The sequence below is a fragment of the Plectonema cf. radiosum LEGE 06105 genome, from assembly GCF_015207665.1.
GTDB lineage: Bacteria > Cyanobacteriota > Cyanobacteriia > Cyanobacteriales > Nostocaceae > Rivularia > Rivularia radiosa_A.
In genome coordinates this window covers 16116-36484 of record NZ_JADEWL010000018.1, presented here as the reverse complement: position 1 = coordinate 36484, position 20369 = coordinate 16116, and the positions used below count along the sequence as shown (strand labels likewise).

Annotated in this window: 20 protein-coding genes; 8 read left to right on the top strand and 12 right to left on the bottom strand. The window is 36.7% G+C overall.

Translation table 11 applies throughout. The features are described 5' to 3' along the window. Positions 1-81: 81 nt before the first annotated feature. On the bottom strand, positions 82-1104 hold the full coding sequence (locus tag IQ247_RS08555) for a serine/threonine-protein kinase (RefSeq protein WP_193918945.1): 1023 nt from the start codon (positions 1102-1104) through the stop codon (positions 82-84). A 179-nt stretch (positions 1105-1283) separates the two neighbouring features. Between IQ247_RS08555 and IQ247_RS08550 the strand changes: the two genes are divergently transcribed. Both IQ247_RS08550 and IQ247_RS08545 read left to right on the top strand, forming a co-directional pair. Beyond that, on the top strand, positions 1284-2531 hold the full coding sequence (locus IQ247_RS08550; protein ID WP_193918943.1) for a hypothetical protein: 1248 nt from the start codon (positions 1284-1286) through the stop codon (positions 2529-2531). Between the two features lie 92 nt (positions 2532-2623). Further along, complete coding sequence (locus tag IQ247_RS08545) at positions 2624-3337, top strand: flagellar motor protein (protein ID WP_193918941.1); 714 nt, start codon at positions 2624-2626, stop codon at positions 3335-3337. Between the two features lie 168 nt (positions 3338-3505). On the opposite strand, the gene IQ247_RS08540 is transcribed toward IQ247_RS08545, so the two are convergent. After that, the gene (locus IQ247_RS08540; protein WP_193918939.1) at positions 3506-3847 is read right to left on the bottom strand and encodes a hypothetical protein; all 342 of its coding nucleotides are present in this window, start codon (positions 3845-3847) and stop codon (positions 3506-3508) included. Between the two features lie 411 nt (positions 3848-4258). Further along, positions 4259-5626 (bottom strand): pentapeptide repeat-containing protein, encoded by a 1368-nt coding sequence (locus IQ247_RS08535; RefSeq protein ID WP_193918937.1) that lies wholly within the window; start codon positions 5624-5626, stop codon positions 4259-4261. 209 nt (positions 5627-5835) lie between these two features. Between IQ247_RS08535 and IQ247_RS08530 the strand changes: the two genes are divergently transcribed. Continuing rightward, entirely contained in the window at positions 5836-6726 is an 891-nt protein-coding gene (locus IQ247_RS08530; RefSeq protein WP_228059581.1) for a cell division protein FtsX, read from the top strand. A gap of 181 nt (positions 6727-6907) precedes the next feature. Continuing rightward, positions 6908-7705 (top strand): DUF3598 family protein, encoded by a 798-nt coding sequence (locus IQ247_RS08525; RefSeq protein ID WP_193918933.1) that lies wholly within the window; start codon positions 6908-6910, stop codon positions 7703-7705. Positions 7706-8498: 793 nt separating this feature from the next. On the opposite strand, the gene aat is transcribed toward IQ247_RS08525, so the two are convergent. Then, the gene (gene aat, locus IQ247_RS08515; RefSeq protein WP_193918929.1) at positions 8499-9074 is read right to left on the bottom strand and encodes a leucyl/phenylalanyl-tRNA--protein transferase; all 576 of its coding nucleotides are present in this window, start codon (positions 9072-9074) and stop codon (positions 8499-8501) included. Between the two features lie 187 nt (positions 9075-9261). On the opposite strand from aat, the gene IQ247_RS08510 reads away from it, so the two are divergent. Next, positions 9262-9591 (top strand): DUF8822 family protein, encoded by a 330-nt coding sequence (locus IQ247_RS08510; protein ID WP_193918927.1) that lies wholly within the window; start codon positions 9262-9264, stop codon positions 9589-9591. 213 nt (positions 9592-9804) lie between these two features. Here the strand turns inward: IQ247_RS08510 and rpsN are convergent, their stop codons facing one another. From rpsN to IQ247_RS08485, 6 genes are all read right to left on the bottom strand, one after another. After that, a complete protein-coding gene (gene rpsN, locus IQ247_RS08505; RefSeq protein WP_193918925.1) occupies positions 9805-10107 on the bottom strand; it encodes a 30S ribosomal protein S14 in 303 nt (100 codons plus the stop codon). Between the two features lie 36 nt (positions 10108-10143). After that, on the bottom strand, positions 10144-10878 hold the full coding sequence (gene nth, locus IQ247_RS08500) for an endonuclease III (protein ID WP_193918923.1): 735 nt from the start codon (positions 10876-10878) through the stop codon (positions 10144-10146). Further along, a complete protein-coding gene (gene rseP, locus IQ247_RS08495; protein ID WP_193918921.1) occupies positions 10854-11942 on the bottom strand; it encodes an RIP metalloprotease RseP in 1089 nt (362 codons plus the stop codon). The genes nth and rseP overlap by 25 nt, the downstream gene beginning before the upstream one ends. A gap of 38 nt (positions 11943-11980) precedes the next feature. Then, positions 11981-12064 (bottom strand): hypothetical protein, encoded by an 84-nt coding sequence (locus IQ247_RS33570; RefSeq protein ID WP_375341220.1) that lies wholly within the window; start codon positions 12062-12064, stop codon positions 11981-11983. A 263-nt stretch (positions 12065-12327) separates the two neighbouring features. Next, on the bottom strand, positions 12328-13617 hold the full coding sequence (gene serS / locus IQ247_RS08490) for a serine--tRNA ligase (protein WP_193918920.1): 1290 nt from the start codon (positions 13615-13617) through the stop codon (positions 12328-12330). Positions 13618-13887: 270 nt separating this feature from the next. Further along, entirely contained in the window at positions 13888-14460 is a 573-nt protein-coding gene (locus tag IQ247_RS08485) for a DUF3611 family protein (RefSeq protein ID WP_193918918.1), read from the bottom strand. Between the two features lie 565 nt (positions 14461-15025). Here IQ247_RS08485 and IQ247_RS08480 point away from each other — a divergent pair. After that, positions 15026-15373 carry a PadR family transcriptional regulator gene (locus tag IQ247_RS08480; RefSeq protein WP_193918916.1) on the top strand — a complete coding sequence of 116 codons (348 nt, stop codon included), beginning with the start codon at positions 15026-15028 and terminating at the stop codon, positions 15371-15373. A 66-nt stretch (positions 15374-15439) separates the two neighbouring features. Continuing rightward, positions 15440-15961, top strand: coding sequence for a cofactor assembly of complex C subunit B (locus tag IQ247_RS08475; protein WP_193918914.1), 522 nt, complete (start codon positions 15440-15442; stop codon positions 15959-15961). A gap of 504 nt (positions 15962-16465) precedes the next feature. Here the strand turns inward: IQ247_RS08475 and IQ247_RS08470 are convergent. Next, positions 16466-16786, bottom strand: coding sequence for a DUF3155 domain-containing protein (locus IQ247_RS08470; protein ID WP_193918913.1), 321 nt, complete (start codon positions 16784-16786; stop codon positions 16466-16468). 256 nt (positions 16787-17042) lie between these two features. Here IQ247_RS08470 and IQ247_RS08465 point away from each other — a divergent pair, with 256 nt between their 5' ends. Beyond that, positions 17043-18356 carry a sensor histidine kinase gene (locus IQ247_RS08465; RefSeq protein ID WP_193918911.1) on the top strand — a complete coding sequence of 438 codons (1314 nt, stop codon included), beginning with the start codon at positions 17043-17045 and terminating at the stop codon, positions 18354-18356. A gap of 94 nt (positions 18357-18450) precedes the next feature. Here the strand turns inward: IQ247_RS08465 and IQ247_RS08460 are convergent, their stop codons facing one another. After that, positions 18451-19692, bottom strand: a complete 1242-nt coding sequence (locus tag IQ247_RS08460) for an S-layer homology domain-containing protein (RefSeq protein WP_193918909.1) — start codon at positions 19690-19692, stop codon at positions 18451-18453. Between the last annotated feature and the right edge of the window lie 677 nt (positions 19693-20369).

Here is a 20369-nt window from a genome sequence, read left to right as displayed (position 1 = left end):
ATTGGTAATTGGTAATTGGTAATTGGTAATTGGTAATTGGTAATTGGTAATTGGTAATTGGGAACTCCTTCAATCCAAAATCTAAAATTGTAAGAGTTTAGAAGGTTGACTTTCTGGTTTGATATCTTTACTTCCAGGAAAAACACCTGCTGCGGATAAAATTTTAATTGCGGATAAAAGAGCTAGTAAACACACTAAAATTAAAATAATTCTATCGCTTCCTAACTCTGCTTTAGATGCATTTAAATTATTTGGGACACTAACTATTTTTGTAGGAGAATTTGATTTAAATTGAGATAATTCTTCCAATACTCTATCAACACAACTATACCTACTTCTATAGTCATAACGTACCATATTATCCAGAATATTTCTTAGCCAATCGCTCACTTCTGCTTGATGATACCAAAGGATTTCTCCGTTGATATCTGTTTGCAAATCTTGCGGCTCTATATCTGTTAACATTTGAATTGCAGTCATCCCCAATGCGTAAATATCGCTGTTATATTGTGGATTTCCTTGAATTTGTTCTACAGGAGCATAGCCCAAAGTATAAATTCTCGTCGGTGGAGTTTGTATTTGAGTAGATATTCTAGTTCTTAAAACTTGTTTAATTCCTCCTGCACCAAAATCAATTAACACTAATTTTTTATCCAAACTACGTCTGATAATATTACTAGGATTAATATCGCGGTGAATGATTTGCTTACTATGTATAAGCTGCAAAATTGTCAAAGTTTCTGTTAATAATTCAATGATATATTCCTCTGATTTTTTACCTTGTTCCAACTCTTCTTGCAAAAGTTCACCAGCAATAAACTCCTCTACTAAGAAATGTTCTTGATTTTCTTCCCAGTAATCAATAAATTGGGGAATTTGCGAATGTCCATTTAAACTCTTGAGAATATCAACTTCTCTAAGAAACAATTTCCGAGCTATAGCGTAGTTATTTGGATCATTATTAGGAAAAGTAAAATGCTTGAGAGCATAGTGATTTTGATTATCTACTGACTTTACCAAGTAAGTAGTTCCAAATCCTCCTTCACCCAACTTCTTAATGATTGCATAACCTCTGTGGGTTATTTGTGACAATCCCCTCATCATGACAATCCCTAGTTTACTATTGCAATATTCATATGAAGTTTTTAATTTAACTTTATAGAATCAATAATTTACCAAATTTTTTCTATTATACTAGTATAATTACTGTTACAGTTAATATTTTGACATTAAATATATTACTTAATTAATTTTAACTATTTTGCCACAAACTTATGTTTCAGATGAATAAGAACTTATTGTTTTATTTAATTATCTTTATCTGTTCTTTGTTATTAGTTTTATCTATATTTTTTCCTAATATTCTTTCTTGGTTAGTAGTAATAATTTTTATCAGTTTGATATCTAAGTTATGCTTTGACGGCATACAAACGAGACGAGATATGCTTGATAATCAAAAATTAGATCGCATTATCAAAACTCTTAATTCAGATTTAGATAGTGCTTTGAGAAAATTTTCTCCAAATCAACTATATAAAATTAATAAACTATCTTTACTAGATAAAATTTTTCGCGAAAATCAAGAATTACAAATTTGGGAAAAAAACCAACGTTACTATCACAACTTACCCAATTTATTATTAGCATTTGGCTTATTAGGTACTTTTGTCGGTATCACGATTAATTTATTTCTTTTAAGTCGTAATACAGGTGGAGAAATACCTTTAGACGAAACTTTAGAAGATATTATTGGTTCAATGGCAATTGCCTTTATTAGTAGTTTAGCAGCATTAGTTAGTAGTGTAATTATTGCAAAATTTTATCCTGGATACGATTTGGAATTATGCAAAAATAATCTATTCAATCAGTTAGAATATTATTTAGAAAATGAATGTCACATTTTACTCAATTTACCGAGTATTCAAGAAAAAATTGATGAGTTAATTCAAAGTTTATTAAATTTACCGCAAAGTATTAAAGAGTTAGAAAAATCGGTATCTGTTTCTTCTCAAAATTTGTTCACAAGTTCTAAAGGATTTCAATCAAAAACTGAGGATGCTGGTAATATTATCAAAAAAAGTTCTCATGTATTGAATGATGCAACAAGTAATTTAGTAAAAGTAACCCAAGATTTTTCAAATTTTAGTTCTACTTTAAAAACATCAACAGTATCCTTGGAAGGAGCTAGTACAGCATTAGCAAGTTATACTGAGAATTTACAAACACTTATTAACGATTTAAATAATAATTCGTCAAGAATACAAAATTTGATTAAAAGTAATCAGAATGAATTATCGAATGTATCTTTACGATTAGAAGAAAATGGCAACTCTCTTTTATCTTCAACTCAAACTTTTAATATCAATGCTTCTCAAGTTAAAGAAGCTTTAAATAATCATACAGGACAAGTTAGTATACACAATTATAACTTACAACAATTATCAATTCAGATTGTTAATAATAGTCAGATTTTACAGCAAATTAATCAGGATTTACAAAATATAGTTAATGCTTTTAAAGCTCAGAATTAATATGTATTTAAGAGTAAAAAACCGCCAAAAACACCGAGTAAGCAGAGTTAAGATATACAAAATTATTCTATTCCCTTTTGACCAGCTTTTATATGTCTAGAAGATTTAGAAGTAATTTAGCTCCAGATACATTTAATATTTGGACTTCCTTTACAGATTTAATGTCCAATGCTTTTATGGTGTTGACTTTACTACTGTTATTAAGTATGTCTAAAATTCCTAGTTTAAACCGTCAGCAACGTTTACAACAGTCAGATAATAGCAAACAAAAAATTATTGTTCTCCCCTCAGAAGAATACAAATTTGCATCTGGTAGTGCTGAATTACCCAGTAATCTCAGCAAAGATATTCAAAATAATCTGAAAGATGGTAAAATTTTACAAGCAATCAAACAGCAACTTGATAATGCTCAAAATATAATAGACATTATCGAAGTTATTGGTCATACCGATGGACAAGAAGTTGGTTCTCTTAATTGTCATCAAAAATTCGGCAGACGTGGTAACTTAGATAAAGAATTAGAAGCAGTCGCTACTCAAGCCAAAAACGTTTCTATTTTGTGTCCTGGTTCTAATACCGATTTAGGATTAATGAGAGCCTTAGCTGTAATTAAGGAGCTACAAAAAGCCCAAAATCAAGAAAAAACAGGACGATTTAAACAAGTTTCATTTCGAGCATATTCATCAGGGCAATTACTATTACCTCAAAATCGTGGCTTTGCTAAACCACAAAGAAAAGAAGATAAACAAAGACGAAGAATTGAAATTAGGTTTACTCAATTAGCTCAGGAAACTACTCCAGAATAATCTATTTTTATATATAGGATTACTCAGCAAGAAGTCGGGTTTTTATCTTAAATATTTGCTATATCAGACAATAATCGTAAAAACCCGACTTCTGATTATGGAATTTATACCCCAAATCCAGTTTTTAAAAACCAGATTTGCGATACTTTTATGGATTATCAAATATTTCTACATTATTGAAGCATCAGACAAGATTTGATCCGATTCTGCTACCATAAATTGGTTTTTATCAGCTTGACTTGTAGATTCTAAAGATTTTAATTGCTGTAAAGCGTAACTTTTATCTTGGGGGGATAAATCATTATTGTTTTCGATACTCTTTTGAATTTGAGCAAAAAGTGCTTTCATTCGTGGTGAAGCTGCTTCTCGCGAACTTTCTATTTCATTGACGACATTTGCAACATCACCACTGGTTTTAGCAAAAACTCCCTCTTGATAATTATCATCACCAATCGAAATTCCCACCGCATCCCCTTGAGGATTAATCGTGATTCCGTTATCTTCAGACATAATATCTCCTATTTGTTGGTAAGTTTGTATGTACAAATTAGGCTTTTTCAAAGCACTTTTCAATATTGCTTCTAAATTATGAATACGAGCATTTTTTTCTTTTAGCTCAATTATTAAAATAAGTAATATCGCTATTAATATATATTGGAAGCAAATTGGTAATTGGTAATTGGTAATTGGTAATTGGTAATTGGTAATTGGTAATTGGTAATTGTTTATCGTTGACTGTCAAATACTACAATCACTATAAAACTGATTTCGGAATAAATATCAAAATCAACACTCAATTCCCCAACACCGATTTAAACGGATTTTAAGGATTTCACGGATTTAATTACCCATTACCCATCACCCATCACCCATTACCCATCACCCATTACCCATTACCCATTACCCATCACCCATTACCTCTTAACCATAATTTGAAACTTTCAATAGAGGATTCATTAACCGATTAAATTCACCGTCTTTAAAACTTGCTTCCCAATTTCCAGGCAAACGTTGGGGATTCGGATCTTCTGGTGTCGGTACCCGTAAAAATATATAATCACAATTAATCGGATATAACACAGTTTGTACAGTTATACTCCAATCTTCTACATATGCTCCTGTTAAATTGGCATTTCTTAAATCCGCTTTGTCTAATTGCGATCGCACTAGTTTCGCTCTGGAAATATCCGCGTTTCGTAAGTTGGTTTCGCTCAGATTCGCTTCAATAAAACTTGCATCTTTCAGATTTGCTCCTTGTAAATTTATTCCTCGCAAGTTCCAACCGTCAAATATTTTATTTTGTAAATTCTTATTGACAACTAACTCGCGCATCTGAATATTTTCTAAATAAGTCGTATTTACTGCTGCTAAATGTACTTTTTTAATTTCAAACCAATTGGTGCGTTTAACTTTGGCTTTGGTGAAATTAGCGCTTTTGAGTTTAGCTTGAGTAAAATCAGCATCTGTTAAATCGGCATTACGAAAACTAGTTCCGTACCTCGTAATTAGAGAAATGGCAATGTTACGGACAAAATTCTGCTTTTTATCTTCAAAAATGGCGCAACAACCGATATAAGCAGACAGAATTACCAAAATTAACGATACGGTACCAGCTGCTATTCCCGCAACCGGGTTTACCATCATCGCATATACCGATACCGTACCAGCAACTAATCCCGCGAACATTACGGTAAGAGTAACCGCGAAAATTCCGGCGATCGCCCCCGTAATTGCTGCTGTAATTGTGACAAAAACTGCTCCTACCGCAGTGACGATGACGGCTACTGTTCCTGTCGCTACCACAGCGACGATTGGGGCAATTTCTATTGCTTGATTAGTGGCGGCTAATCCACTCCAGACAACGGCTACAAAGCCCGCCCAAGCTATTGCTGTAACTACTGCTAAGGCAATGGCTACCGCTAAAAAACCGCAAGCTGTCAATAGTCCCTGACGGATGCTTGATAGAAAAAATACTGATAAGATGATTAAACTTGCTACACCTACATAAAGATTTTCGCGAGCGCTATCAATTAAAATAAATCCCACTAAAGAACCACCAACAGCCGACATTAATCCACTCAGCGCCGATAGCAGTAAGGAAAATAAAATTATAATAATTGCCCAACGACGTTGTAAACCTGCTGTTGTATTGCTGAAATTTGCATCTCTGAGAATAGCGTTAGTGAAGTCAGCACCGCGAATATCGGAATAGGAGAAGTCTACACCTGTTAAATCTTGTCCTTTAAAGGATTTTCCTCTAAGTTTTACACGACGGTATTCTTGAGCCATTTTTAATCAATTACACGTCAAGAGGGGACTGTGTTTTTACTTTTTTCGCTAAATTATATCCGAGATACGCTTATCTAACAGTCAGTCGTTTAGAATCCTACCACAGTTATACGTCAACAATTACCAATTACCAATTACCAATTACCAATTACCAATTACCAATTACCAATTAAAATAAATTATTCAAATTATTACATCCTTCAAACGTGTTGAAATTCCTGACTAAGTTAGATTACCTACTCAAAGAAACTTTTTTAGGTTTGCATCGGGGTGGGTGGATGAATTGGGCGGCTATAAGTACTGTCGCCGTGCTACTATTTTTATTCGGTATTAGTTTACAAACTTCTTGGCAAGTTGAAAAACTACTCAATCAATTTGGGTCTCAATTGGAGGTATCAGTATATCTTGAACCCGCAATACCTGCAGATAGTATTGAAACTTTAATTGCTAAAATGCCAGAAGTTGCCACAATCAAAACTATCACCAAAGAACAAGCTTGGACGCAATTACTTCAAGAAATGGGAATATCCGATATTGAAGGTGCTACTCAACAGTTAGATGGTAATCCTTTGGTAGATGAAATTAAGGTAAAGGCAAAAAATTCTCAAGTAGTACCAGATTTAGCTACTCAACTCGCTAAACTACCTCCCGTCGATACGGTACAGTATGTTGATGAAGCTGTCAGACGTATTGCTCAATTACATAGAGGTTTAAATTGGGTGACTCTGACAATCACTGTGATTTTGACATTAACAGCCGTTGCAGTCACTAGTATTACGATTCGTCTTGTATTGATGGCTCGAACACAAGAAATCGAAATTATGCAGCTTGTAGGTGCAACTTCTACTTGGATTTACTTACCGTTTATTTTACAAGGAATTACCTTTGGAATCGCTGGTGGTGCGGTAGCTTGGAGTTTTATTAGTCTTGTTCAACAGTTTCTCAATCGATTGCTAATCAATCAACCCGAATTTATTCAACTTCTTACTAACGGTTTACAACTTACTTCTTTACAAATCTTATTACTACCAGTCATTCTCTTAAGTTTCGGTGCAACGGTAGGATTAATAGGTAGTTTATTTGCACTGCGACGAGTTTAAAAAGTTAGTTGTTGGTGGTTGGTTGATAGTTGATAGTTGATAGTTGATAGTGGTTAGTTGATAGTGGTTAGTTGATAGTGGTTAGTTGATGGTTGTTAGTTGATAGTGGTTAGTTGATGGTTGTTGGTTGATAACTGATAACTGATAACTGATAACTGATAACTGATAACTGATAACTGATATGATTTCACAATGGAATGCTTTGTTAAAAAATCTTGGTGAATGGGAAGGTTCTTTTACTCGTTTATCTTCTCAAGGTGAATTATTAGAAGATATCCCCAGCATTGTTTCTTTGCAAGGTTTGAATGACAATCAAACTATTCGTCAAATTATCCGTGTTGGAGAAGATGAAAAGGTTTTGGAATACAGTTCCCTGGGTAAGGGAATCATGTTTTTTCAAAATGGTGCTTTTTCCAATGGCTCTATTCAGTTAGCACCCTTTTCTACTTTTGGTGCTGAATTTGGTTTTATTCACGATAATCATCGTTTACGTTTGGTACAGCTGTTTGATCAAAATCTCAAGTTAGATCAGTTTACTTTAATTCGAGAACATCTTGCTCAAACTCAACCTTTACACAGTGCTGTTTTAACCGTCGATGCTTTGTTGGGAGAATGGATTGGTGAAGCTGTAACTATCTATCCCGATTTACAAAAGCCTGATAGTTATTCTACTCAAATGCTTTTACAGCTCGATCAAATGGGAAAATTAACTCAAACTTTAAATTTTGGCGATCGCACTATTACTTCTACTGCTACTGTCAAAGACTCTATTCTCTTTTTTGACCAAAATCAAATACAAGTATTACTCCTCAATAATGGTGCTTCCGTTACTTCTCCCCTTCAAGCCCGCTTAGGTGAATCTTTGTTTTTAGAAGTCGCTTGGTTAATTAACCCCAATCTCCGTCAAAGAATGATTCGCAGCTATAACCATAAGGGAGAATGGCTCAGCTTGACTTTAGTTACGGAAACAAAAATTTGAAAATTCAGGTTTTTTCGTTTTTAAAAGAATTTTTGTTTTCCGCTTCCAAAAATGCGCCTTTTTTGCTATATTTTTATAATGGTAATCTTAGTCAAATTTTTAAGGTAGTCAATATTCCAATTATAAAAAGTCTATTCCATTATCCTACCATTTTTTCGCCGACCATAGTTAAATAATTTTTTTTGAAATCACTTTTTTTAAAAAAAAATTAACAATTAAAGGAAAGAACAATTAAATTGCTCCGGCTTTATCTAAGAGCGTGTTTATAAATAAAATTCTGTCATTCTGAGGAACGTTCGCCTTGGCGTGGCGAAGCCTCACAATCTAGGTTTTGCGGCATAATTGAGAGATGCTTCACCACGCTATCGCTACGTACCCCTCCGGGGAAGCAAGCTACAGCATGACAAATCGCGATTTTTGCCGAATTAATAAACACCCTCTAACAGAAGAATGTTAGTTAGATGGAAGACGCTCCACAATTATCATTTCCAGACCACAGAAGCCGGTTTTTTAGAGTTAAAATCACCTTAAAAGCCAAGAATGGCTCAGCTTGACTTTAGTTACGCAAACAAAAATTTGAAAATTCAGGTTTTTTGGTTTTTAAAAGATTTTCGTTTTCCGCTTCCAAAAATGCGCCTTTTTTGCTATATTTTTATAATGGCAATCTTAGACAAATTTTTAAAATAGTCAATATTCCAATCATTAAAAGTCTATTCCATTATCCTACCATTTTTTCGCCGACCATAGTTAAATAATTTTTTTTTGAAATCACTTTTTTTAAAAAAATTAACAATTAAAGGAAAGAACAATTAGATTGCAAAGCTTTATTTAATAAAAACTGATATTCCTTGTCATCAATAGAGTAAGCACCAAAGCGTTGTAAATGAGGATTCATCATCTGAGCGTCAAAAAAGACAAACTGGCGCTCGCGCAATCTTTCGACCAACTTAACCATGGCGGCTTTCGAGCCTTCGGGAATACGAAAAAACATAGATTCACCAATAAAAGCACCATTAATAACGATACCCAAAATACCTCCAGCAAGTTCGTCACCTTGCCAAGTTTCAAAACTATAAGCCCAACCACTTTCACATAGAGAATAATAAATATCCTTTAACTCCTGAGAAATCCAGGTAGAGTCTCGGTCTGCACATCCATCAACTACCGCTTTAAAGTCGCGGTTAATTGCAGTTGAAAAGCGTTCTTGGTTGATAACTCGTCTTAAAGACTTGGGGTAACGAAACCTGTCATCCAAAGGAATTAAAGTGCGACTGCGACTGCTATACCATCCCAAGTGATTATTTTGATCAGCCATGAGAAAATAGCCTTGAGCGTATCCTTGGATGATAGCGGCGACATCATATTGCATAAAAGTTAGGAACAATTAAAATCAAAATACCGGCAAATTTAAGCGACTTTCTTTTTAGAAGTTAGTTTTGGGTAATTACTTTTTAAAGGCTATTATCTGCCAAATTGTAGGTTTAGAAAAATTCCAAGAAATTAAAATAACTTAAAACAAATTAAAACAAATTAAAAGAACATCAAAAATCAAAAACATGACTCAACCAATACCACCGATAACTTTACCACCTGCATCCAATCCCGAACAAGAAGGAAAATGGTTACAACAGAGCTTGCATTCCTTTTTGGATGAAGAATTTATCCCAGAAACTATTAATCAAACAATAGCCGAACGTGCCGCACAAATTTTCGTCCGACAGCGGATGGAAGGGGAAAACGATTTAGGAGAATTAGTTCTAGCGATTGTCACCGAAATGCAATCCTTTGACTTTTCCAAAAGCTTCTATGGAGAATTTGCGATCGCGAACGCAGTTAGCGACCTTCTTTTGGAAAGCTTGGGAATTGATAAATGTTGCGGACAATAAAAGTTAGGAGTTAAGAGTGAGGAGTTAGGAGTTATGAACAATGTGGACTAAAGGTTAAACCTTGTATTTAAGTCGTAAAGATTCCTCGGATATCACGTTCGGCAATAGTAATAAAAATAATGCTTGATGTATCCTTGGTTTTTATAACTCACATCAAACATGAATTATGAAGTAACTCAAAACTCCTAACTCGAAACTCCTAACTAAATTTCTTTACCAGCTAGACTTAACAACACCAGGTAATAAGCCTTTATGGGCCCAGTCCCGGAGGACATTGCGACATAAACCGAAGTCACGGTAGACAGCGCGGGGACGACCTGTAGCCCAACAGCGATTGCGACGACGATTTGGAGCGCTGTTGCGGGGTAGTTGCTGAATTTTGCGGTGGATTTCGAGTTTTTCCAAGGGGTCTTGCTCTTGTCTAAACTCTTCTAGCAAAGCTTCGCGCTTATCCCAATATTTATCTACCATCTTGGCGCGTTTTTTATCGCGTTCAATCATAGCTTTTTTAGCCATAAAATTCCTAATTATTTTTGAACAGCATTCCCCATTCTAGCGAATCGCACTACTTATGATATCAATATTTTCGTTTTGAAGATTTTGACCATAAATTTTGGGTGCGCTAGCACATAAATCAGCTAACTGGCACTGTCCACAAGCGGGATTACGCGCACGACAAACAGCACGACCGTGATCAATCAGTCGAATTGACCAATTTTCCCAATCTGGTTGCGGTAATAATTTCATCAAATCTCGTTCGATACGAACTGGGTCTTGACAATCAGTTAAACCTAATCTTTGACTGAGACGACTGACATGAGTATCAACAGTCACCCCAGCATTAATCCCAAAACCATGAGCCAGAACTACATTTGCAGTTTTTCGAGCTACTCCAGGAAGCCGCAATAGTTCTTCCATACGTTGAGGAACCTGACCGCCAAACTCACTAACTATCATCTGACAGGCAGCTTTGATGTTCTTGGATTTATTCCGATAAAAACCTGTAGAACGCACCAAGCTTTCCAGCTCTTCAATACTTGCATTACCCAAACTTTCGGCATCCGGGAATTGACGAAAGAGTTCTGGTGTTACTTTATTCACCCGTTCGTCCGTACATTGAGCGGAAAGAATAGTCGCTACAAGTAACTGTAGCGGAGTTGAATAAATTAAAGAGCAAGTTGCATCTGGATACAACCGCTTCAAACGCACCAAAATAGAGAGTGCTTGCTGCTTTTTAGTAGAAGATTTTTTTCGGTTAGTACTCACTGGAATAAATTTTGTACCCATTGCAACTGGGTAGTTTCCTTAACGATTAGAAAAATCCCTAATCCTAAAAGTAGCATTAAACCTGTTTGCATGACACCTTCTTGAATTCGAGAGGGTAAGGGCTTACCGCGCACACCTTCAATCAACAGAAAAGCAAGTTGTCCGCCATCTAAAGCCGGTAAAGGTAAAATATTGATAAAAGCTAAGTTGATGCTAATTAGTGCCGCAAAAAAGAACAAACTACCAGTATCGTTTTGAGCAATACTTGCACCAATTTTGACGATTTTAACAGGTCCTGCGACTTGACCTGCTGTTTCGCCAAAGTTTGTCACTAATTGTCCAAAGCCTTGAACTGTTTGGACGATAATGTTTTGAAATTGAGTCGCCCCGATGCTAAAAGCTTCTACAATATTTTTTGCAGAACGATGTTCTATTTTACGGTTGGGAGAAAGACTAACACCAATGCTTCCCCCACCAGGTTTTGCTTCTGGAACTACCGTTAAATTTATATTACGCGAGTCTCTTTCAATTTTTAATTCAATTGCTTTTCCTGGATGATTTTTGATGATATTCATCAATTTGTCTCTTTCTTGCAGCGATGTACCAAATTCCTGACCATCCGCTGCTAGTATTACATCCCCCGGCTTAATTCCAGCCTCTGTCGCAACATTGCTAACTTGGGGAGCGAGTTCTGGAATCAAAATTCCTGATTGAGGAATTGCTTCGGGTATTCCCACAAACCCTACCTGAGACACCAACAGAAAATAAGCAAAGATTAAATTTGCGATTACCCCAGCACTAATGACAATCGCCCGGTCTAAAACCGGACGGTTACGCAGTAAATTTGGATCTGATGGCTCAATTTCACTATCGGGATCGTCATCAGGAAATCCCACAAAACCACCCAACGGAAACGCACGCACCGCATACTCTGTTTGAGAACCTTGATACTTTAAAAGCACAGGACCAAAGCCCAGTGAAAAGCGGTTTACATAAATACCTTGAGACCTCGCTGCAATAAAATGTCCTAACTCGTGTACAAAAATAAGTACAGCCAATACTGCGATCGCCGCTAAAACTGACATAGAATCGTTAATTTATTTAAACTATACATTTCTTTATTTTAGATTGGGCATTGGAAATTGGGGAATTGGTAATTGGTAATTGGTAATTGGTAATTGAGGATTGGTAATTGGTAATTGGTAATTGGTAATTGGTAATTGGTAATTGGGGATTGGTAATTGGTAATTGAAATATATAGTTAGTTGAAAGTGAAGCGCTCCGCGTATCCGTCAAAACTCCCTGATTATTAATTATTTCCCCGATTACCTATCACCCATTACCCATTACCGATTACCCATTACCGATTACCCATTACCCATTACCCATTACCCATTACCTATCACCCATTACCCATCACCCATCACCCATTACCCATTACCCATTACCCATTACCCATTACCCATTACCCTAAACTTCCAAAATCTCCTTACCACCTAAATAAGGTTGCAACACCATCGGTACGTGTAGAGTGCCGTCGGGTTGTTGATAGTTTTCCAAAATAGCTGCCATTGTCCGTCCCACTGCTAATCCGGAACCGTTGAGGGTATGTAGGAATTGAGTTCCTTTCTTACCAGCTTCCTTAAAACGAATGTTACCTCTTCTCGCTTGAAAGTCTCCACAATTGGAACAGCTCGAAATTTCACGATACTTACCGCTTGAGGGAAGCCAAACTTCTATATCGTAAGTTTTCGTTGCTGAAAATCCTAAATCTCCAGTACATAACTCAATCACTCGGTAAGGCAACTGCAAAGCTTGTAAAATTGCTTCAGCGTTCTTAAGTAATTTTTCTAATTCATCAAAAGAAGTTTCGGGACTAACTAATTTCACCAATTCAACTTTATTAAATTGATGGAGACGAATTAACCCCCGCATATCGCGTCCGTAACTTCCAGCTTCGCGGCGAAAACAAGGACTATAAGCACAATGATATATCGGTAAATCTTCTGCACTGAGAATTTGATTACGGTAAAGATTTATTAAAGGAACTTCTGCTGTCGGGGTAAGCCATAAATCATCATCGGCGCATTTAAAGCTTTCTTCAGCAAACTTAGGTAATTGTCCGGTGGCTGTCATTGACTCAGTATTAACCAAAAATGGCGGAACTACTTCTATATAACCAGCGGCTACTTGAGTATTGAGCATAAACCCAATTAAAGCCCTTTCCAAGGTCGCACCAGCGCCAATCAAAGCGACGAAGCGACTCTGAGCGACTTTTACGGCTCGTTCAAAGTTGAGAAAACCGAGCTTTTCGCCGATTTCCCAATGGGGAATAATATTTTGGTTTTGAGGTAAATACTCATCACCCCAGCGTCGCACTTCGACATTATCTTCCTCACTATGTCCAATGGGTGTAGACTCACTCGGTAAATTAGGAAGTGCGAGTAATGTCAGTTCAATTTCGGCTTTAATCTCTTTTTCTTGGGGTTCAAGTTCGCTCAATTGCGCTTTGAGAGAGTTACCTTCCTCGCGTAAATCTTGAATTTCTGTATCTTGAGGATTGACACCCGACTTGATTTTCTGTCCTACTAACTTACCAATTTCGTTACTACGGGCTTGAAGTTGACTTCGTGTCGTCTCTAACTGCCGCTGCCGCTGATTCAAATCAACAATCGGTTGAATATCGTAATTATCGCCGCGATTATTCAACTTTTCTTGAACCAATTGCGGATTTTCTCTTATTTGCTTAATATCTAGCACAGATAGTTCTCAGTTTAGGATTTAATATATTTGAGTTCACACACAATCTTGAATTGTAATATTTGCTTTGAGTTCAGGGCAAAAAATTTTTCTACTACGCTACAAAATTTAACTTCAACCTTAATCAAGGTGGTTAACAAGCTAATTGCAAAAATACACCAAAAAATTCCGGATCGAAAAGCAAAGTCTAAGTAACAGTGAACAACAAAGATTGCTTCCTCCAATCTTCAACTTCCTCTTGTACTCCAATCATCGTATTACCATATCAGCTTACTTGGTGATACGATTTAGCAACCAAATTGATGCTACAAGTCCTACAAAATGGGCTGTAATTGTATTAGTATTTGCCTGCACTACAAACATATCTTGACCGCTAATGATTCTATTGGGGTCAAATAATTGGGTTGTCACGGCTTGAGGTGATACCGCTCTGACAACTAAAGAACCGACAATCGCTTGCGCCCCTAACAACGTCAACAGCATTCCTAATAAATTAACTATCAGAGCCAATTGTAAAACTTTAACCGTCTCAATTTTGCGAGGACGGTTACTGGGATTGGTAGATTGCAGTTGTCTACCAATGTTTTTGCAACGAAATGCTAAATAAATACTTACTCCTAAAGCAACCAGTCCGCAAATAGCTAAAAACACACCAAAGCCAGTTTCAGCGCTGCTAGAAGCAGTCCCGGGTCTGCGACCAAAGGTGACGAATACTAATAACAGCAAGGTAGAAACTACACCTAGGATTAACTGCAATACAAAGCTAATCCAACCTGTAATACGAAAGTTTTGTCCGATAGAACGGATTTTTGAAGAAGACTGATTGTCGAGCTGTTCTGACATACCAATAAAAAAATTTGTGCTTGCGCTCTTTTACCTGCATTATTGCATTTACTACACTTTCGGATGCAAGGCAATAATTTTACTTTAATTACACAAGGTGTTCACGAATATTTGTTCACCTCCGGGTTATTGCTTACAAACACACCTAATTTAGAGGTTATTTATAAGTCAAATTACCCAGGAGATAATCTTCGTAAAAAAAGTATTTGTTAAGTTTTACAAAAAAGCAGCAATTTACCTTTAAAATTGCTTAGGTGCCATTTTATGCTTAAGCAGTCCTTAGCCGCTTGGCATCAGTTGACACACTGATAGCGATTCTCTTCGCTGTCAACCAACTCCTCACAACGCTAATTTCCGAGTTTAACTAGGGGTGCGGCAAATCTGTACCCTGGTTTTAGTGTGCCAGTACCATGAGTAACAATCATGGGTTTTAATGTAGTGTTTACGATGCTGGCAAATCAGCCTAAGTAGCGTTATATACTTACAAAAACTGGAGTAACACTATATACTCTCTATAGAAATTACAGGCTCAACATTAAGGCATTTTTTTAGCCATTCACTAACCATGAAACTTGAGGATATATATCAATTCTTTGAGAATCCTCCGCCAACCTACCTCTGTCAGGAACTAGCTGTTTGTTATATCTTGTCTGTTTTGCAACAAGGGGAATCTTACGGCACCGAGTTGATCCAAAAACTGGAGACCGAATATCCAACTTATCGGCTTTCGGACACCGTACTTTATAGTGCAATTAAGTTTCTTGAAGACCAGAAAGCAATTACTGGATACTGGAAGAAGCTTGAAGGACGCGGTCGTCCCCGGCGGATGTACCAAGTTTCCCCTGAATGGCAAACTCAAGCTCAAAATTTAGCTGGTCTTTGGCACGAGTACATCAAGCGGAGAACAATTTAGTGAAATAAGGACAATTTAACCAATAATAATGGTAAATGTTTCCCTTATTACACCTATTAATCTGTTATGGATACTGCTATCCTGCCATCCACGTTGTTGTTAACTTTATTAATGTCGGTCGGATTATTTTTCTTTATTAGGGCTTCTACTAAAGACCGTACAGAAACAGCACGACTGGTATCCCCATTAAATGAAGCCTCCTTAATGCCTCGATTAAAGGAGTATTTTCGAGCGCGGTCTTATCGAGTGGCAGCGGTAGACCCGCAACAAAATAAAGTAACTATGACTGGCTTCGTTAAACCCAGCTGGTTTTTAGCTATCTTTTTGACTGTTCTTGCCGCTGTTGGTTTTATGAGCCTGTCTTTAGTTTTATCTCTACTTTTTTCCAGTCAAAGTATACTGTTCTACGGAATAGTCTTCTTATCCCCTTTGAGCGGTATTTTTTACTGGAATAAAGCAGGAAGAGTCGAAAATGTTTCGCTAACGGTTGAAGGCACCGACAGCGAACAAAATACTAAAATTACTGTAATCGCCCATCGGGATGAAATTATCTCCCTAGAACAGGCACTACAGCTAAAAAGAGTATAGATTATCGTTCAATTATCATCCAAACATTTCTTTCAAGGCATTACTTTTGGAATTGCCTTGAGCGAAATGGAGATGAGGAACGAGCAAAACATCCTGCTTTAGTACTGTTAAGTTTTTCCATAACTTCTCGGATGTTCGTGGAAAATAAGTGTTTTTCAAGCAAATACAAATAGTTGATTGAAATCTACCAATTTTTTTTTCCAGAACGAAGTTGATATAGCCCCCACTATAGAAAAGCCATAACCATGTAAAGAAGTTTTACTCAATCCTCTATCTCGAAAATTAATTTATCGAAGGCACTTACGATTTCACCATACAAAATCATTTAACTTAGTATGGAACTAAATCGAATTATCCAGCTTTACTCAACTGATTTGACTGGCAAATAATTTCAAAACCTTAAAAAAACATAAACATTTCAAAAAAACGCATCATTCTGCCAGTTAATGGATGATTGTCTAAAGCTAAATTGAATGCTCAAGACGAAGGATCGCATTTTCTGTGTTATCGAGCTGCTGCTACTGCTAATGCTTCTGGAATCAAAGAAGGTTCCATTGTTCTTAAGCTAGGAAACAGAAAATGATTTTCTTCTACGTACTGAGCGCCAAACAGACCTTTTTCAGCCCAAAAATAGCGGTCTGTGGTATGCTCATTACGTTTTACTAGCAATAAAGCAGGTGGAAGTATACCCTCAGCTTGAATAAATTTTCTTGCTGCTGTCACAGGTTTATCTTCACCACTTTCGATGCTATATTGAGGCACGTGTTCTAAAATACGTCGTCCTTCTTGACGGCGACGGCTTTTGCGTTTCCTTCTCCTTGCCAAAATATTTTCCTCCTCTTGTGAGCTTCCAGATTGTAGTTATAGCTACAAAATCCGAGCTAATTATAAAAGTTTTAGTAAAAAAAATCAATGGTTTTTAACTATATAAAATGAAAAAACAATTTATTTGAATGTAAATAAATCAGAAGTATTGATTAATATAATGCTTTTGAATCAATTATTACAATTGATAATTAGTTAAGCTTTGTAAAAAGGCTAATGCAATTTTTGTACAATCGCTTAAATTTATAGTCTGTTTATGATAATTTCTGCCAGTTCGGAGTTTGTTGCTCTGTGCCGCGAACAATTAGCACTGTTAGCGACAGGGTTAGGAGCATCTTTAAGCGTTGTATATTTAACGCAAGAATTGGCAGACGTACCGTCACATGCAGGGGAAGCCAAGTTAATTCCTGTTGCAGTTTATCCGGAGACAGCTGTAGTAGGATTTGAGCATCAAATAGTTTTACCGTCTGTCAAACCCTATTTATTGAGTGGGTCATCAATTTCGATTAATTCGGAATCACACGAAGAGTCGGCAAATCAAACTGAAGAAGATAATCAAGAATATTTAATGGCTGGTGACCAAATTGTTTTACCTTTGATTCACGAATCGGTGATGATGGGGTTATTGGTAACGGGTAGAGAAGACCGTAGTTGGTCAGAAAGCGAACGCAGTCAAATCGAGCGTATAGCGAAAACTTTGTCGATTGCTTGTATTATGGACAGGAGACGTGCTTGGTTGGCAAGTCAGTTACACCAACATCAAATTATGCAGGAAAGGCAGTTAGATTTGATGGATAACTTGCTGCATCAATTTCGCAATCCTCTGACGGCTTTACGAACTTTTGGCAAATTGCTAACAAAGCGATTGCGACCAAAAGATGCAAATCAAGAAGTCGCTTTATCCATTGTCCGGGAAAGCGATCGCCTTAAAGAATTGTTACAAAAATTTGACGAAGCAATCGATTTGACGACCGAAGATTTACTTCCAGCAAAATTATCGGTACAAAATGAAGTGGAAGTAGAGGCAACTGTAGAAGAGTCATTGCCTTTATTATTATTAAATGGGGCAGAACAAGAACTTGTTGATTTTAATTTAAATGATGTATTGCAGCCGTTATTAATCTCAGCTAAAGCAATAGCACAAGAACGCTATTTACAATTAATTGTTGAAGTTGATACTCATAATTTATTATTAGTACGAGGCAATCCCCAAGCATTACGAGAAGTATTGAGTAATTTTATTGATAATGCTTTGAAATATACTCCTCCAGGCGGTAAGATTTTAATTGAATCTGTAAGAGATAAAGCTAATTTTCTGGGAATTGCGATTAGCGATAATGGTCCGGGAGTTCCGCAACAGGATTTACAGCATCTTGGGGAAAGAGGTTATCGAGGGGTACAAGCTCAAACTAAAATTCCCGGTTCTGGTTTAGGATTAGCTATAGCTAAACAGTTGATAGAACAAATGCAGGGTGAAATGGATGTTCTCAGCCCTGCAATTAGTTTTGCTATTTATACACCGAATACTCCAGGAACTACGTTTATTGTTCGCTTACCGGAAGCCAAGTAAAGGTCAAAGGTTTAAGGTCAAAGGTCAAAGATTTAGAGTTTTTAACTAATTCCTCTTAACTTCGGTGGTATCAATGACCTATGCCCTATGTCCTTTATCGTAATGAAACGTCGAAGCTTCTACCGATGGTCATTTCCAAATCGGTATTTGGGTCGATCACAATTAAGTCAACGCTCTTCTTATTAAAGAAAATACCAGTTATCGCACCGATGGCCGCACCACCTAAAACTTCTTCGGTAGCTACAGCGCGATCGCCAGTTACCGCAGCCACAGCAGCAGCCGCACCAGCACCTAATGCGGTGTTTCTAACAATACCTTTAACGCTAGTACCTTTTCTGATGGTTTCAGTTTTATCAATGATTCCAGAAGTTGCATTGATGTTGTATTCTTTTCCAGTAGTCAAAATCAGTTTTTGAGCTACGAATTGGGAGCCACCACTAGCAGGTTGAAGTTGACCTACAACGCGAGAACCTGCGGGAATTACCAAATTTCCGGTGTCGGTAACGACGTTTTGAGAGATGGTTAGAGTCAAGGGCGCTGTTTCATCCTTGGTGACCAGAATTTTTTCTGCTTTGTCGTATTTAACAGGAAGAACAGTTCCTTCGGGGATGGTAACATTCGCAACGGGTGCAGTCGTATTGATAGCTACGATGTAAGGGGAATTGATGGCGCTAGCTTGATTAGTACTAACTAAAGCTTGGTAAATATAAGCCGCTACATCTGCACGGGTTGCAGTTAATTTGGGATTGAGTAACTTCGTATTGGGATAGTTAACTACCAATCGCTTCTCTGTCGCTGCGGCGATGGGGCTGCGAGCATAATCAGAGATATTATTGCCATCATTATAATATTGCAGAGTGCTTTGAACGTTACCGCTAGCAACATAGTTTAAACCGTTGGAAAGAGAAACCAATACCTGCTCGCGAGGAATATTCTGAGTTGGACGGAAAACTTGACCGGGATATCCAGACAAGAAACCAGTGCTGTAAGCCTCTTGAATGGCGCTGTAAGCCCAATAGTTGCGAGATACATCAACAAAGTTAATTGGCTGTCTTTCTTGGGCTTTGTTGAAAGCTTTACGAACCATTGCAGCAAATTCAGCGCGGGTGACTGCTGCATCTGGACGGAAGCTACCATCAGGGAATCCAGCGATAACTCCCCGCTGTGCTAATTGTTGAATAAAAGGTGCTGCCCAATAGTTAGATGAAACATCATAAAAACTATTAGTTTGAGCGAAAGATGGTGCGGGTGCAACGATTGGTGCTAAAGTAACCGCTGTCATACCCAAAGCCATGAATGCAGCAGATTTTGATTTCCAACGATTTAGGTTAGACATTGAATTTTTCTCCCCAACAATTCCGTTTAATTATGTTAGTTATTCTGACAATTTATCGAGTTAAATGTTCCGAGTTTTTTGAAGTTTTTTATGTCTGTTTTAGACGTATTAGATTGAAGTTAATTGCTTAATAAACTTCACTCAATTAAGAGTATTTTCCTTTAGTTTACTCAGACGTGCGGTGAATAAAATAGTTGCCTAAAATTACACAAAAACAGTAGTGATTTGAGATGGCAGTATTTAACTCGATGTTGCTATTATAAGTAGCTATAAGACATTACTCTTTATAACTTATATCTGGGAAAATTAGTTTAAAGACTGTGTTAATTTGGTTTGTATCTACCTTCTTAATACTGAGACAATAAAATAAATTGATTGACAATTTTATTGATTTTTAGTTAATAAGATGTCATCTGAAATATATTTAAGCAATTCTCCGGAGATATTCGTTTATATTCTTTATATCTATACTTATACACTTAGGGAATTTTAGTATCAGGATAATAGATAAAAAATTAATTGTGGAGAATTGATCAAAAGAATTGCTATCAGCTTAGATAATCGTTATGTGATGATGTGAGATTGAAAGTTAATCTCCTCTGTATGCCAAAAAAAAACAAGCCATCGTACACTTAATAATTTGAAGTGACAATAGCTGTTAAATAAAAGTTAGACGC